Origin of the sequence: Polaromonas sp., assembly GCF_016185115.1 — a bacterium.
In the GTDB taxonomy this organism is placed as follows: Bacteria; Pseudomonadota; Gammaproteobacteria; order Burkholderiales; family Burkholderiaceae_C; genus Polaromonas.
In genome coordinates this window covers 30595-44071 of the sequence record NZ_JACPOF010000006.1, presented here as the reverse complement: position 1 = coordinate 44071, position 13477 = coordinate 30595, and the positions used below count along the sequence as shown (strand labels likewise).

The following is a 13477-nucleotide window of genomic DNA, read 5'->3' as shown; positions in this document are numbered from 1 at the left end:
CTCATCGGTGACTTCCCATGCTTTTGCCTTCGCCATCTTCACTCCACACGCGGTCGTCGCGCATGGAAACGTATTATCACTTATTTACGGATAAGTTCTAAATCTCCAGAACAGGTCACACCCGCGCTTTGACGCACGGCGATTTTGCCAATAGCCACCCATTCTTGAATGTGCTTGCCATGACACAACGTTCCCTCTGGATTCCCATCACCCTCGCCTTGGCCACTTGCGGCGCCGCCGCTGTTGCCGCGGAAACCGAAACACTGCCGTCCGGCGCGAAGATCGAACACACAGTGGTGGGTACCGGTGCCAGCCCCAATGCCACCGACCGCGTGAAGGTGCACTACCGCGGAACGCTGGTGGACGGCAAGGAGTTTGACAGCTCCTACAAGCGCGGCGAGCCGGCCGTGTTCCCGCTGAACCGCGTCGTGCCGTGCTGGACCCAGGGCCTGCAGAAGATCAAGGTGGGCGGCAAGGCCACGCTGACCTGCCCGCCGGCGACCGCCTATGGCGAGCGCGGTGCCGGCGCCGCCGTACCACCCAATGCCACACTGACCTTTGAAGTCGAGCTGCTGGCGATCGAGAAGTAGCGGAGAAGTCAGCGGCTCAGATCGTGCCGTAGCTGGCAAGGCGGCGCACATCCAGGATGCGCACCTCCCGCTTGTCGATCTCGATCAGGTTCTCTGACTCCAACTGGTGCAGGACGCGGGAGAAATACTCCGGCGTCAGCGACAGACGTGAGGCAATGATGGCCTTGCTGACAGGGAACGACACCGTGACGACGCCAAAATCTTCGTCACTTTCCAGCTCCACATCCCGCAGCAGATAGCCGATCAGGCGCTGCATACCGCTGTGTAGCGCGTAGCCTTCCACGTCCAGTAACAGCCGATGCAGCCAATGCGATATGCCGGACAGCATGTGCATGGAGAAACGCGGATCACGCTCAAGCTCGTTGAACACCGCCTGTTTGCTGACCGTCATGATCAGGGTATCGGTCAGGGTCTGGGCGTTGAGCATATAGGGCTTGGACAGGAACATCATGGCCTCGGCAAAACTGTGCCCCGGGCCGACCAGTTCGATGACCTTTTCCACGCCGGTGGGCGACGCCACGTACAGCCGGACCTGGCCGGACACCACAAAGTGGAACGCCTCGCAGGCCTCGCCGGCCCGGAAAACCATATCGCCTCGTGAAAAGCGATGCAACTTGCAGCCCCGCGCAACGTTCTGGCGCCCGGGCTCAGACAGTCCGCTGAACAGCGGGACTGCTCTCAAATGCTGCGGCACATCCAAATGGTCAACGCGCATTGTTTCTTGATGTTTTCGAAAAAATTGACATGTCTCAAATTTAAGGACCGATTGACCCCCGTGCCATCCCCCTAAGGATGGATGCACCACTTCATGAGAACTAAGTCGACACACGATAACTAGTTCCAAAGAACTAGTAACCCTGTCAACGCGGATTCGCTTGATTTAAATCAAACGAGGGCAGTAAATTTTTCTATCAAGAAAGTCCGATTTCCGTGGCGATGACGGCTGCGTGGACGCGTGTGCTGACATGCAGTTTGCGCAGAACGTTTTGCACATGGACCTTGACGGTGGTCTCCGCGATGCCAAGTTCCCGTCCGATTTCCTTGTTGCTGGCACCTTGGGCGATGCCGCGCAGGATTTCGCGCTCGCGCGAAGACAGCGCGGACAGTGGCGAAGTTTGCGCCGGTGCCGCGACAGCGCCGCTGTGCGTCGCCGCACCCAGGTAGGCGGAAACCATCTTGCCGGTCATTTCGGTGGCAATCACGCTTTCACCGCGCACCGCCCGCTCAAGGGCGCTGATGAGTGCGTCCCCCTCAATGGTCTTCAGCAGATAGCCCGCAGCACCACCGCGCAGCGCGGCCGCCAGGTCCGTCTCGTCTTCGCTCACCGTCAGCATGACGATGCGGGCACGGGGCACGGCATCCTGCAGGGCCGCCAAGGCGTCCACGCCCCGTACGCCCGGAAGGTGGTTGTCCAGCAGAATCACATCCGGCTGCAATTCCGGGGCGCGGCGTTGCGCCTCGCCCGCATCGCCTGCGTCGCCCACCACCTGCACGCGGGGGTCACGGGACAGCAAGGCCGTCAGGCCGCGCCGAAACAGGGTGTGGTCATCCACCACCAGAACTCGGATTGGGCTCACGGTCGCTTCGTTCATAGGTTGTCCACTGGGTTCAATTGGAAGAAATCATGGATGCTTGCTCCGCGCCGGCCTGTTCCACATGGCTGGCGCCGGCCAATTTAAGGCGCACGGTGCAGCCCTGTCCGGGTGCGGATAACACCTGGAATGCCGCGCCAATGCGCTGGGCACGCTCCGACATGATGTGCAGGCCCACGTGGGTTTCGTCGATACCGCCACCATCCAGGGCAAAGCCGACCCCATCGTCACGCACTTCAAACTGCCAGACGGGCTGGCGCTGCACGCTCAGCCACACCCGGGAGGCTCGCGCATGCTTGCGCACATTGGACAAGGCCTCCTGCACGATGTGCAGCACCTGAATCTGGACTTCACCGGACAGCGGTAGACCATTCCCCGTGACTTCGAGCGCCGTTTGCATACCGGTCTGCAACTCGAACTTGCGCAAGGTCGTGGCCAACGCGGGTTCGATGTCCTCGGCGTTGGTCCGGGTGCGGAAATGCACCAGCAACTCGCGCACGTCACCGTAACACTCACGCACGCCGGTGTCGATTTCTTCCAGCACCTTCTGGATCACCGCCTGGTCCTGGCTGCGCAGGGCGTCGCGCATCAATTGCACCTGAATCTTCAGGAAGGCCAGTGATTGTGCAATCGAGTCATGCAGTTCACGCGACAGGTGGTGACGCTCCCCCGACACGGCGGCTGCTCGCTCCAGCGCATTGAGGCGCAGATTTTCCATGGCACTGGCCAGGTGGCTGTTGAGCGCCTCCAGCAGCGAGCGCTCCGCTGCGGTTGGCGACACCATGCCTCGGTAGAAGAGATTCATCTCGCCCATCAGGCGATCATGCATACGGATGGGAACATTGACGATGGTCTCGAAACCCGCCTTCGCGCAGTGCTTGCGGGACGGCTGGGGCATGGAATAGATGGGAACCACCACCAGATCCTTGTGGGGAGCTGGCAGGCCACAAAAGCAGTCACCGGCCGTCAGGCACTGCTCATCATCCAGCATCTCACGCGGCAGGCCGTTGGCGGCGAGCATCAGGTAGCGTTGCTGGCTGTGGTCGGACCAGCGCAGCGCCACACCATCTGCCTTGGCGATGGACATCACGCGCCTGGAGAAGTCCTGGGCGAGGTCTTCCAGCGACGTGGCGCGCGCCACCAGCGCCGTGACCTCGTACAGCGACTCCAGTCGCTCCCGCTTTTCCTCCAGCTCGGCAGTCTTCTCTACCACCTTGCTCTCCAGATTTCCGTACAGCGATTGCAGATGGGCCGCCATGCCGTTGAAGCCGTCGGCCAGGGCACCGAACTCGTCATTGCCCATGGGGTCAACCCGGAAGCCGAAATCACCACCCTGGATTTTTCGAATGGCATGCTTCAACTGGTTCACCGGCTCCAGCACGAACAGGTAACCGGCCACCAGCAAAACACCCGCCCCGAGCAGCGCCAGCATCAGCACGCACATCTGCAGCAGGTGCAGTGTTGCAGTCCAGCCCGACATGTGCGACTCGATGCCGTTGACAAAGGTGTCGATGTCCGCGACAAAAACCTCGGCGTCGGAGTTCAGTCGATCCAGATTTTTCGGTGAAGCGCCCAGCCAGTTCGCGCGGAATTGGCGCCAATCGTTCTCCACGGTGGCAAAGTGCTGGCGTACCTTTCCATCCCACGGCACCTGCAACGGGCGCTGCTGATCACCGTTGCGCAGCAGGGCCAGACTGTCATCGAATGTGTTGATGTGCGCCGACAGTTCCTGCGCACTGCGAAGATCCGAGCTGCCGACCGCCAGCGCCATCCGGTAGGCCTGCATGCGCATGCGGCCGGCCTCATTGACCGCCGCCGCACCACCATCGAGTTGCCGGGAAATCCACAGCGTTGCACCGGTGGAAACCAGGGCCATCAGCAGGAATGGTGCTCCCACCAAGGCCAGCTTGGCGCTCAGGCTCCAGCGCGATTGTTTGACTGTCATGGACCAAATCTTACTTCCCGAGTCTGGTCCGGCCCGACGCCGTCAACCGTCGCAGGCAGGGCTGGCTTCCATCGCAGCCGCCCAGGTGAACACGCTGTTGGCACGCACCTTGGCCACATGGCTCTGCCCTTGGGCGCGCATGCCGGCGCAGTCCTTGCCGTACTGCGTGATCACATAGTGGGTGCAGGTCACCTGTTTGCCGGGTCCGAGCGTGGCGATGGCGCGCACGGCGCGCACAGTGCCCTGGGCTTCAAGCTTGGCAAGGCGGTTGCGGGTGGATATTTCTGGCGCACTGACGTCGCGGGCCACTTCCTTGATCGGGCGCGGTACGGTCTGTGCAGCGAGGTGACGCAAAATCTCCAGCGATTCGGGCCATTGCTCGACTGGAATGCTGCGGTTGGAGTGCTTGGTCATAAAGTCGCCTTTAAATTGAGTTAACAAATAAAGGGCGACGCATACATCGAGACACCGGTGGCACTTCGATGGCAACCCCGCTGGCAAATGACTCGCGTCATGTAGCCCGGAAGCTTTGCGTCCTTGACTTTCGTCAAGTTTGCCCTTACCAGGTTCGCTCCGAAAAGCCGCCTCGCTGGTTGCGAACGGGAGAAGCCAAACCACATTGGAAGGCAAATCCAGTCATGCCAAATATTACACAAATTGACACTTTTTGCAAGTCAATGCAAGAAAGTGCCGAATCCGAAGCGAGAAAGCGGGTAGGAAAATCGGATCCCCGCAGGGCAGTCCTACTTCAGGATTTCCGCCCCGGACTCCAGCAACAGCTCGCGCAAAATTGACCGATGGCAGTGCGACTCATCCTGGCAATAGCAGCCAACCGAAAAATTGGCGTGCCTGGATAACCGGGCCAACAGCTCAATCGTGCGTGCCGCGTCGGGCTGCTTCATCTCGCTGCGGTAACGCCTGGCAAAGGCACTCCATTGGGCCGCGTTGTCGGCCTGCTGCCCTTCCTTCATCGTTTCGGCGCTGGGGGCCAGATTGGGATACCAGACGTCATACCAGTTCTGGCTGGCAAATTCGGTCTTGGGCACGCCGCGCGGTGGCCGCCGGACGGTGCCGATCCGGGTGCCCTCATCGTGAGCGCGGTCCGTGCCGAGTCTGACAATGCGAATGCCCATTACATATCCTCCTGCGTGGGGGTTTGCGGTTGCGGTGACAACATGGCATTGGTGGCCAACAGATGGGACCCCAATTCCGGATGGAGCTGACCTGCCAATGCAGTATGCGCGGTGCGCCACAGGGGCATGGCCTCCTGCAGACGCCGCAGCCCGGCCTCGGTCAGCCACATCGCCCTGCGCCTGCGATCCTCGATCACGGTCGCCACCTCGACCAGACCAGCGCGTGACAGCGCATCGATGTTGCGCGACATCGTCGACTGGTTCAGGCCTGCACGCTCGGCCAGCCCGCCCACGGTGTCGTCCGGCGATGACGCGATCAGGCACATCAACCCGAACTGGGTGCTGGTCAGGCCCGATGCGGCAAGGCCCTTGTCCAGCTCGGCCGTCAACAGCCGTGCCGACTGGCGTGCATGCCAGCCCAGATCCAGGGCCAAAGCGTCCTTTGCGTGGGTGCGCAGTGACGGGCGGACTTGTTTTCGATGGGGCATGCGGTATTATATGCAAATACATTGAATGCATCTACATTTAAAAGGATTGCACCCATGACCACCTACCACTACGGCCTGGCCACCCCCCAGCAAACCGCCCAACTGAGCGGCAAGGAACTGCTGCAGGCCATCATTGATGGCACGCTGCCACAGGCCCCCATTTCCCGGACGATGGCGTTCTGGATTGTGGAAGTGGGAGATGGCTTTGCCGCCTTTGAAGGCGAGCCCGGCCCGCAGCTGCTCAACCCCATGGGCACGGTGCACGGCGGCTGGGCCCTGACCCTGATCGACAGCGTCGCCGGCTGCGCGGGCCTGTCGACCCTGCCCGCAGGCGTGGGCTACACCACGGTCGAGACCAAAGGCAATTTTTCCCGCCCCATCACGCACAACACGGGCCGGGTCCGTGCCGAAGCACGGGTCGTATCCCCAGGGCGCCAGATCATCTCCGTGGAAGCCAAGGTGGTGGGGGCCGACGGCCGTGTGCTGTCGCATGGCACGTCCACGCTTCTGGTATTGCCAGCGAACCGCGCCTGACCGCACAGTCAGCTTGGCATCCCGCCACGGTGTGGGTGACACCGATTTCGGGCGCACCTATACTGCAAAGCGCAATGCACACCCCGGCCAACGGCCGCGCCATTCCGGCAAACATGTGGGGAGCACACCATGAAAACATACCACCTCGCCCTGGCGCTGATTTGTAGCCTCGCCACGCACACCAGCAGTACCTGGGCCATCACGGCAGATACCAAGGCCGCCCAGGCGCGCTACGAGTCCGACAAAAAGCTGTGCAATGACGAGGCCAACTCCAGCGCGCGCCTGCAATGCCGGCGCGACGCCAAGGCCGAGTACGACCAGGCCGTGGCCGCCGCCAAGGCCAAAGCACCCGCGCCCGCTGCCCCCGCGACGCAGGCATCCACCGGAGCCGTGCCTGCCCCTGCGGCTGCGTCTGCCGAGCCCGCCTGCACCGACTGTGGCCGCGTGATGGCCGTGTCGGTCACGCAAAGGGCCGGTGACGCCAGTGCCGTGGGCGTGATCGCCGGCGGTGCCATTGGCGCCGTGCTGGGCAACCAGGTCGGTGGTGGATTCGGCAAGGACCTGGCCACGCTGGCCGGTGCAGCCGGTGGCGCCTATGCCGGCAAGATCATCGAAGAAAAGATGAAGACCCACACGGTGTGGACGGTGACCGTGCACTACGTCAACGACAGCAAGACCAGCTTTGAATTCGTCACCGACCCGGGCTTCCAGGTCGGTGACTGGGTGCGCAATTCCGGCAACACCATCGTGCGCAAATAGCGCCAGTGCTTGACAGACCTCTACACCATCCAGGCCGGCAAGGATCGCGCCGCGGTCAGTAGTGCGGCGGCAGTTCTTCGCTGGCGCGGCTGAAGGTCGGGCCTGTGCCTTCGGGCATCTGTTGGCGCAGTTGGCGCACCTCGCGCAGCAGCAGGTCGATCTCCTGTTGCTGGCGCACGATGATGGTGTTGAGCTGGTCCAGCAGGTCTTCCTGGAAGCTGAGCTTGATTTCCAGTTCGGTCAGGCGCTGGTCGGTGGTGTCGGTGGCTTGCATGCGCTCATTGTCCCTGGCGGCGGGCTTCGCGCAGCATGAAGAGGTAAAGCCCCTCCACCTTGTCACGGGCCCAGGGTGTCTTGCGCAAAAACTTCAGGCTCGAAGCCACGCTGGGGTCGTGTGTGAAGCAGCGCACTGGAATGCGCTCGCCCAAACCGGCCCAGCCATAGTGGTCGACCAATTCCGTGACGATGGCCTCCAGCGTCTTGCCATGCAGGGGGTTGCGGGGTTGGGGCGTGGCGGGAGTGGACGCAGAAGTTGGGTCTGGATCGGTTGTCGATGTCATTCATTCACCAAGGTGGTTGCCAATATGAAACTGTAACTTGATTGATCCTGGCGTGACTTGAAGCAATCCACCTGCGTATATAACCAAGCTAGACTCAGACCAAAATCACAATAAAAGGTGAGGTACAAATGGTAGGGCTCTCCAAGTCGCGCATCATTGTGCATCGGCAATGTCCAAAGCGCCTGTGGTTGCAGATCAACCGGCCTGACTTGCTCCAAGTAGAAGGCCCAACAGAGGCTCGTATGGCAGCCGGCACCAACGTTGGCGAGGTGGCTCGTTCCATTTACCCGGATGGTGTGTTGATTGATGGGGACAGTCTGAGGCAGGCCATGGAGGCCACGCAGGATGCGCTCAAAAGTAGAAGCTCCCCCATTTTTGAGGCAACTTTTCAACACCAAGGCGTCTTGGTTCGTGCTGACCTGCTGCTACCCGATGCCGGTCAATACCGCATGGCCGAGGTCAAATCATCCACCGGTGTAAAGGACTATCACCAGGCAGATGCGGCAGTCCAGACCTGGGTTGCGCGTGGCTCCGGGCTTGATTTGTCACGAGTGGAAATCGCACATATAAACAGAAGCTTTGTGTACCAAGGTGGCAATGACTATCGCGGTCTGTTGCACCATGCAGATATCACGGAACAGATTCGCCCCTTGGAACAACAGGTGCCAGATTGGATTGCCGCAGCCCGGGCCACACTGGCGGGCAATGAGCCCAACCTGGCACCTGGTGACCAATGTCATTCACCGTTTGAGTGTCCTTTCATCACATATTGCTCGCCTCAGGCAGTCGCCCTCACCCCCGCGGAAGACCAGTTTCCTATTGAAATCTTGCCCTATGGTGGGGCTTTGGCTGCCAGCTTGCGATCCGAAGGGTTTGTTGACCTCCGCGACGTTCCGGAGGCCCGCCTCAGCAAACCCATGCATGTGCGTGTATGGCGTGCGACCAAACACGACACACCAGAGCTGGCACCGCTGGCCGGCGAACACGTTCGCGCATTGGGCTACCCGCGCTATTACATCGATTTTGAAACCATGCAGTTTGTGGTGCCAATTTGGGCTGGCACCAGCCCCTACGATCAAGTTCCGTTTCAGTGGTCGTGCCATATTGAGGCGTCAAAAGGCAGTATGACGCACACGGCCTTCCTGGCAGATGGCAGTGGCGACCCCAGACGCCCATTCGCAGAGTCACTCATCTCAACAGTCGGTAACGCTGGCGCAGTTATCGTCTATAACGCCGCATTCGAGCGCACGCGCCTGCGCGAATTGGCCGAGAGTCTTCCTGACCTTGCGCCTGCGCTGAACAACATCATCGAACGCATGTTTGATCTGTTACCCGTGGCCCGCGAAAACTACGACCACCCGGACATGCGTGGCTCATGGTCGATCAAGGCAGTGCTGCCCACCATTGCGCCTGAACTGGCCTACGACGGACTGGAGGTTGGCAATGGAGGCATGGCGCAGGAAGCATTTGCAGAAGTCTTGCATGCCGATACCCCACACCACCGGCGTGACCAGCTACGCAATGCCCTGCTCATCTATTGCGAGAGGGACACGTTGGCCATGGTCAAGATTGCACACTATTTTGAGAACGCCACTGCTGCATAACGCATCGCTGCTATTCAAGCATCGCGAAGATTTTCTCTACCTGTCACAACACCCCAAGGAGATATTCCATGCCATTGACGCTTACTCAGATTAAAGACCAATTCGATGCAGGCGAAAGCGAAGGCGCACTGCTAGGCAAACTGCAAGCCATCTCAAAAGAGAGCTTTGAGATGCGCAAGGAGCAAAACGGCTCCCCCACGGCACGTGCCAGCATGACCCGCAAGTATTTGGGCTCCAAAGGGTCCAAGGTGGTGTTGCATGTTGACCCCAGAAGCGGGAAGGTCTATGGGGTTGCGACGACGGCTGAGAGTTTGTGAACAATGCACGGCAGCCGCTGCTTTCTTCTATATGGCTGCGGTACGAAAAAAAACACTGCAAAAATGATAGCTAAATGCGCTTGCCCTGCGGGGTTTATGAATCGATGGGCGCTGGTGCTGCCATTCGAGCTACCGCTTGCCTGAGTCGATAGCTCTTGCCTTCGAAGTCGAGCATGTGGGCGCGGTGCATGAGGCGATCCAGGATCGTGCTGCCCATGGTGGTGTCGCCCAGATATTTGCCCCAGTCCTGGACCACGCGGTTTGACGTCACAACAATGGAGCGGCGCAGCTTGTAGCGCTGATGGACGATTGCCTGCAGCAACTCCGCACTCACTTCGGCAATGCGCCGGGCCAGAAAGAGATCGTCCAAGACGAGCAAATCCGGGTCTGTGTAGGTCAGCAGAATCTTGGCTTGTTCGGCCTGGGTGGCCAGGCCGAACTTCGCAAAGTCGCTGTCGGCCTCGACGTACTTGACGCTGTAGCCCTGCAGGGTTGCCTGGTAGGCCACCGCCTTGGCCACGTGACTTTTACCGGTTCCGGGTTTGCCAATGATCAGGGCATTTGCGCCCTCGGTAATGAATTTGAGGCTGTGCAGCTCGAAGCAAGCCTGCCTGGGTATCTTGGGGTTAAAGCGCCAGTCAAAGTCAGCCAGGCTCAAGCGTTCATCGAGTCCAGATTGCTTGAATCGGCGCTCGGTTACACGCGAGCGGCGCCGATCCAGTTCGTCCTGCAGCATGGAGGCAAAGGTGTCGAGGAACGGCTCCTGGGAGCTTTGGGCCTGCATCACGCGGGTGTTCAAGGTGGCGGCAATGCCTGACAGGCGCAGTTCGCGCAGGGCGCGTTCAATCTCATTGAGGGTCATGGAAGTATCTCGATCAAAAATGGAAATGGAAATGGAAATGGATGGGGGTTATGACTGGGCGCTGCAGCGGGCAAAGAGGTCTGCGTATTCATCAGGACTGCGGATGAGGGGGTGCTCCTGGGTCAGGGGCAATTCGGCCTGAGCGGGGGGAGTTTCTGGCGATGCGTCGATGGCGGCCAAGGCGTCGGCCACCAGCCGCTCGGTGAGGGCCTTGACGTGCTTGTAGCTATAGACTCCATCGCTCATGGCGCGCTCGCAAGCCGAGTTGACCAAGCGGTGCGGGTAGGTCCGGCCCAAGCCCACGATGCCCCAGAGCTTGCGCTGGCCCACACGCCCCTCAATGCCAAACAGCATCTGGCACAGCCGATGTACCTGAGGGCCGATGTCCTTGGCCTGGTTGAGGATGTACAGGGTCTCACGCGAAGGGTTGAAGACGCGCTCCTCATTGGGCAATACCACCGTTCCTGGGCGCTGGGCGCGCGGGTGGGTGCGCAGCAGGGATTTGGACTGGAGGTCGCGAATCTCGATACGGTGCTCGAAGATGCGCACCAGAACCAGGGAGCCGATGGGGGCCGGGCGCGCGGCGTAGCTGCTGTGGTCAACGCGCACGCAGGTGTCGTCGTAGACGGTGCGCTGGGACTCGGTGAAATACTGCATGCCCATGATGGGTAGGGCTTGCAGGTGGGGTCTCTCTTCTTCGAACATGGCCTGCACCTGGCGGCGCTCACTGCCGTGGATACGGGTGGCGGCCCAGGTCACTTCCCAGTGTTCAAGGAAGTCGTTCTGCTCCTCGATGGTCTCAAAGCGCCGGCCTTTGAGGGCGGTGGCCTGGGTGTGGCCGATGGCATTCTCGACGGTGCCTTTGCGATTGGGATCTCGCACGCGGGCGGGGTCACCCACGACGTCGTAGTGCTTGAGCGCGGCTGCGTAAACCGGGTTGAGCTCGGGCTCGTGGATGTCGGGCTTGAGTACACCCTCTTTGAGGTTGTCCAGCACCACGTATCGGCAGGAGCCACCGAAGTAGCGCCATGCCTGTTCATGCAACCTGGCCCAGGTCTCCTGGCTGGACTTCCAGACCACGCGGCGCTGACTTGGGGTTTTGCCAAAGCTGCGCCGGGAGTAGCGCAGCGTTGCCACGAACAGACGGGGTTTGCGGTAGCGGGTGGTACCCAGCACGCGGGTGGGCGCGCCCTCGCCGTAGTCGACCTGCATCTCCTCGCCGGGCGAGAACTCCAGGCGGTCGAACTGCTCTGGTTCGCGCCAGCGTAGTTTGGCGGTAAAGCGCTTGACGGAGTTGTAGGCACCCGTGAAGCCGAACTGATCGACCAGGTCTTGGTAAATGGCCATGGCGTTGCGTTTGAGGCGCAACTGGGCCTCGACGTAATCCCGGTAGGGCTCGCAGATGGAGGCGCCGGTCAGTTGTTCTGCTGGCGGAGTCGGTGGCCAGGGTGGAGCAGTTTGAAATGGCGCGCTCGACGGATCTGGAGACGGGTCAGGGCTTTGACTGTCGAACTTCTTCTTGTAGGCCCGTATCGTGTGGCGCGAAATGCCTGTGGCGCGCTCAATCTGGCGTTGGGTGGACCCGGCTTTAAGCAGGGTCCAAATGGTGGTTTGCAAATGCAGTTTCAAGACGTTCACTCCTGTTATCCCCTCGAAGGTGAGGGGGGTGAAAGTAACGTCCTGCCAGTGGCCTCCGAACTACTGGTGCGCCGCGTTTAGCACATCAATTTACGGTGGCCGGGGTGGAGCAGTTTGACTGGCCATAAGTGGAGCACTTTGAGTGGCCATCGGGGGTTGGCACGGATTTTCGTTGAAGACGGGCAGGCGAAAGAAGAGAGGCCCTGAATGGGCCGTTTTTTGGGGGAACTGCGGACGGGCGAACCCGCCCGGTGTTCAGAAGGAATGTGTCAGTGTCACGCCCAGCAATTGGGTAGTCCACACGATCTGTTTTCGTTTGACTTACATCCATGGAAGACACGCAAGAGGGTTATTACGACAAGAACAGCAACAGTGTTCCCAGCCAATACCGCGCCGGGTTACTTGGGGGCACCATCTGTGCTTTTTCACATATTCGGTAAAATCCGACATGCACTTCCGTTGGAGCCGTTTCATGCCACTCACCGCCACGCAGCCGATGTCCCGTTTGGGCGCATCCCTGATTCCTGCCTGTGCGGTTTGAGGTCGCCCCACCGGTAGCCCGCTTGCTGTTGTCCCGAACCATTCCCTCAGAAGTCCAAGCGCGTGACGGCACAGGTCACTGTGCCACCCGTTTTTTGGCATGAAAGATCACTACGCAGCCCTGGGCCTCAGCAGTGCGGCCCGCCTGGCCGACATCAAGAAGGCGTTTCGCCAACAGGCGTCGCTGTTCCACCCGGACCGCAACCCCGACCCGCAGGCGCCGGCGCGCTTTCGGGCGGTGCAGGAAGCCTACGACGTGCTATCGGATGACACCAAGCGCCAGGCCTACGACGACAACCGACGCCGCAACCTGCTGGACAGCCCCATCGATACCGCCCGAGAAATCTGGCAAACCTATTTCAACCGCCTGATCTGAGAGCCATGCCCGCATGAACATTTCTCCCTACTTTCGCAACCTGCGCTCGGCCTACTACGCAGAACTGGATGACCTGACCTTTGATTCGGAAGGCGTGCACATCCTGGACAAACGCCTGGCCCAGCGCCGCAAGGAAATGGAATTCCTGGTACACATGCTGGAACTCAGCCCGGAGATGGTGGCCGTGGTCTTCCACAAGGCCTTCCGCTTCACCGAATTGGCGGTCATGGACAACCTGGTCAGCCGGGAACCCGACGAAATGCCCGAGTGGGACAACCTGGCCGAATCCCTGACGCTGGAACCCTGGACGCGCGAGCTGATCCAAACCGTGCAGAAGCAACCCATGGGCGAATGGTTCCTGTGCGTGGCGGCCGGCCTGGAGTACCTGTACCACCTGCCCGAGCACCCCCAATCCAGCGGGGCCGAAGACGCCGAAACCGACGAGGAAGAAGACCACGAGGAGCAGGAAGCCCGCACCCGCGACGAGGCCGGCGCCGACTGGCTGGCCGAACAAGGCTTTGACCGCAAGGAATGAACCC

The 13477-nt window shown here is 60.6% G+C and carries 17 protein-coding genes and 1 riboswitch; of the genes, 7 read left to right on the top strand and 10 right to left on the bottom strand.

The features are described from left to right. The first annotated feature begins 179 nt into the window (after positions 1–179). A complete protein-coding gene (locus HYX42_RS04855) occupies positions 180–590 on the top strand; it encodes an FKBP-type peptidyl-prolyl cis-trans isomerase (RefSeq protein WP_293400428.1) in 411 nt (136 codons plus the stop codon). A gap of 16 nt (positions 591–606) precedes the next feature. Here the strand turns inward: HYX42_RS04855 and HYX42_RS04850 are convergent, their stop codons facing one another. The 6 genes from HYX42_RS04850 to HYX42_RS04825 form a co-directional block, all read right to left on the bottom strand. Further along, positions 607–1305 carry a Crp/Fnr family transcriptional regulator gene (locus HYX42_RS04850; protein ID WP_293400426.1) on the bottom strand — a complete coding sequence of 233 codons (699 nt, stop codon included), beginning with the start codon at positions 1303–1305 and terminating at the stop codon, positions 607–609. A gap of 196 nt (positions 1306–1501) precedes the next feature. Further along, positions 1502–2182 carry a response regulator gene (locus tag HYX42_RS04845; protein ID WP_293400424.1) on the bottom strand — a complete coding sequence of 227 codons (681 nt, stop codon included), beginning with the start codon at positions 2180–2182 and terminating at the stop codon, positions 1502–1504. 16 nt (positions 2183–2198) lie between these two features. Next, positions 2199–4127, bottom strand: coding sequence for a type IV pili methyl-accepting chemotaxis transducer N-terminal domain-containing protein (locus HYX42_RS04840; protein WP_293400422.1), 1929 nt, complete (start codon positions 4125–4127; stop codon positions 2199–2201). Between the two features lie 42 nt (positions 4128–4169). Then, positions 4170–4541: an Lrp/AsnC family transcriptional regulator gene (locus HYX42_RS04835; protein WP_293400420.1), complete on the bottom strand. Its 372-nt coding sequence runs from the start codon at positions 4539–4541 to the stop codon at positions 4170–4172. A 67-nt stretch (positions 4542–4608) separates the two neighbouring features. Beyond that, a riboswitch (cyclic di-GMP riboswitch) is annotated at positions 4609–4695 on the bottom strand. 175 nt (positions 4696–4870) lie between these two features. Further along, positions 4871–5260, bottom strand: a complete 390-nt coding sequence (locus HYX42_RS04830; protein ID WP_293400418.1) for a DUF488 domain-containing protein — start codon at positions 5258–5260, stop codon at positions 4871–4873. After that, entirely contained in the window at positions 5260–5748 is a 489-nt protein-coding gene (locus HYX42_RS04825) for a MarR family winged helix-turn-helix transcriptional regulator (RefSeq protein ID WP_293400416.1), read from the bottom strand. The genes HYX42_RS04830 and HYX42_RS04825 overlap by 1 nt, the downstream gene beginning before the upstream one ends. Positions 5749–5802: 54 nt before the next feature. Between HYX42_RS04825 and HYX42_RS04820 the strand changes: the two genes are divergently transcribed. Continuing rightward, positions 5803–6282: a PaaI family thioesterase gene (locus HYX42_RS04820; protein WP_293400414.1), complete on the top strand. Its 480-nt coding sequence runs from the start codon at positions 5803–5805 to the stop codon at positions 6280–6282. Between the two features lie 129 nt (positions 6283–6411). Next, a complete protein-coding gene (locus HYX42_RS04815) occupies positions 6412–7041 on the top strand; it encodes a glycine zipper 2TM domain-containing protein (protein WP_293400412.1) in 630 nt (209 codons plus the stop codon). Between the two features lie 55 nt (positions 7042–7096). Here the strand turns inward: HYX42_RS04815 and HYX42_RS04810 are convergent, their stop codons facing one another. Together HYX42_RS04810 and HYX42_RS04805 are read right to left on the bottom strand one after the other, a co-directional pair. Continuing rightward, complete coding sequence (locus HYX42_RS04810; RefSeq protein WP_293400410.1) at positions 7097–7315, bottom strand: SlyX family protein; 219 nt, start codon at positions 7313–7315, stop codon at positions 7097–7099. A 4-nt stretch (positions 7316–7319) separates the two neighbouring features. Then, positions 7320–7601: a VF530 family protein gene (locus HYX42_RS04805; RefSeq protein ID WP_293400408.1), complete on the bottom strand. Its 282-nt coding sequence runs from the start codon at positions 7599–7601 to the stop codon at positions 7320–7322. A 404-nt stretch (positions 7602–8005) separates the two neighbouring features. Between HYX42_RS04805 and HYX42_RS04800 the strand changes: the two genes are divergently transcribed. Together HYX42_RS04800 and HYX42_RS04795 are read left to right on the top strand one after the other, a co-directional pair. After that, a complete protein-coding gene (locus tag HYX42_RS04800; protein ID WP_293400406.1) occupies positions 8006–9205 on the top strand; it encodes a DUF2779 domain-containing protein in 1200 nt (399 codons plus the stop codon). 68 nt (positions 9206–9273) lie between these two features. Further along, positions 9274–9522 carry a hypothetical protein gene (locus HYX42_RS04795; protein ID WP_293400404.1) on the top strand — a complete coding sequence of 83 codons (249 nt, stop codon included), beginning with the start codon at positions 9274–9276 and terminating at the stop codon, positions 9520–9522. Positions 9523–9616: 94 nt separating this feature from the next. On the opposite strand, the gene istB is transcribed toward HYX42_RS04795, so the two are convergent. Together istB and istA are read right to left on the bottom strand one after the other, a co-directional pair. After that, the gene (gene istB, locus HYX42_RS04790) at positions 9617–10384 is read right to left on the bottom strand and encodes an IS21-like element helper ATPase IstB (RefSeq protein ID WP_293400402.1); all 768 of its coding nucleotides are present in this window, start codon (positions 10382–10384) and stop codon (positions 9617–9619) included. Between the two features lie 48 nt (positions 10385–10432). Further along, complete coding sequence (gene istA / locus HYX42_RS04785; RefSeq protein WP_293400400.1) at positions 10433–12022, bottom strand: IS21 family transposase; 1590 nt, start codon at positions 12020–12022, stop codon at positions 10433–10435. 640 nt (positions 12023–12662) lie between these two features. Between istA and HYX42_RS04780 the strand changes: the two genes are divergently transcribed. Together HYX42_RS04780 and HYX42_RS04775 are read left to right on the top strand one after the other, a co-directional pair. After that, positions 12663–12938, top strand: coding sequence for a DnaJ domain-containing protein (locus tag HYX42_RS04780; protein ID WP_293400398.1), 276 nt, complete (start codon positions 12663–12665; stop codon positions 12936–12938). Between the two features lie 13 nt (positions 12939–12951). Continuing rightward, positions 12952–13473, top strand: a complete 522-nt coding sequence (locus HYX42_RS04775) for a hypothetical protein (RefSeq protein ID WP_293400396.1) — start codon at positions 12952–12954, stop codon at positions 13471–13473. The last annotated feature ends 4 nt before the right edge of the window (positions 13474–13477 follow it).

Bases quoted from the DNA above. Each gene is read 5' to 3' on its own strand.
- HYX42_RS04835 (WP_293400420.1), bottom strand. From the start codon at position 4,541: ATGACCAAGCACTCCAACCGCAGCATTCCAGTCGAGCAATGGCCCGAA.
- HYX42_RS04850 (WP_293400426.1), bottom strand. From the start codon at position 1,305: ATGCGCGTTGACCATTTGGATGTGCCGCAGCATTTGAGAGCAGTCCCG.
- HYX42_RS04820 (WP_293400414.1), top strand. From the start codon at position 5,803: ATGACCACCTACCACTACGGCCTGGCCACCCCCCAGCAAACCGCCCAA.
- HYX42_RS04805 (WP_293400408.1), bottom strand. From the start codon at position 7,601: ATGACATCGACAACCGATCCAGACCCAACTTCTGCGTCCACTCCCGCC.
- HYX42_RS04775 (WP_293400396.1), top strand. From the start codon at position 12,952: ATGAACATTTCTCCCTACTTTCGCAACCTGCGCTCGGCCTACTACGCA.
- HYX42_RS04840 (WP_293400422.1), bottom strand. From the start codon at position 4,127: ATGACAGTCAAACAATCGCGCTGGAGCCTGAGCGCCAAGCTGGCCTTG.
- HYX42_RS04780 (WP_293400398.1), top strand. From the start codon at position 12,663: ATGAAAGATCACTACGCAGCCCTGGGCCTCAGCAGTGCGGCCCGCCTG.
- HYX42_RS04825 (WP_293400416.1), bottom strand. From the start codon at position 5,748: ATGCCCCATCGAAAACAAGTCCGCCCGTCACTGCGCACCCACGCAAAG.
- istB (WP_293400402.1), bottom strand. From the start codon at position 10,384: ATGACCCTCAATGAGATTGAACGCGCCCTGCGCGAACTGCGCCTGTCA.
- HYX42_RS04810 (WP_293400410.1), bottom strand. From the start codon at position 7,315: ATGCAAGCCACCGACACCACCGACCAGCGCCTGACCGAACTGGAAATC.
- HYX42_RS04815 (WP_293400412.1), top strand. From the start codon at position 6,412: ATGAAAACATACCACCTCGCCCTGGCGCTGATTTGTAGCCTCGCCACG.
- HYX42_RS04855 (WP_293400428.1), top strand. From the start codon at position 180: ATGACACAACGTTCCCTCTGGATTCCCATCACCCTCGCCTTGGCCACT.
- HYX42_RS04845 (WP_293400424.1), bottom strand. From the start codon at position 2,182: ATGAACGAAGCGACCGTGAGCCCAATCCGAGTTCTGGTGGTGGATGAC.
- HYX42_RS04830 (WP_293400418.1), bottom strand. From the start codon at position 5,260: ATGGGCATTCGCATTGTCAGACTCGGCACGGACCGCGCTCACGATGAG.
- HYX42_RS04795 (WP_293400404.1), top strand. From the start codon at position 9,274: ATGCCATTGACGCTTACTCAGATTAAAGACCAATTCGATGCAGGCGAA.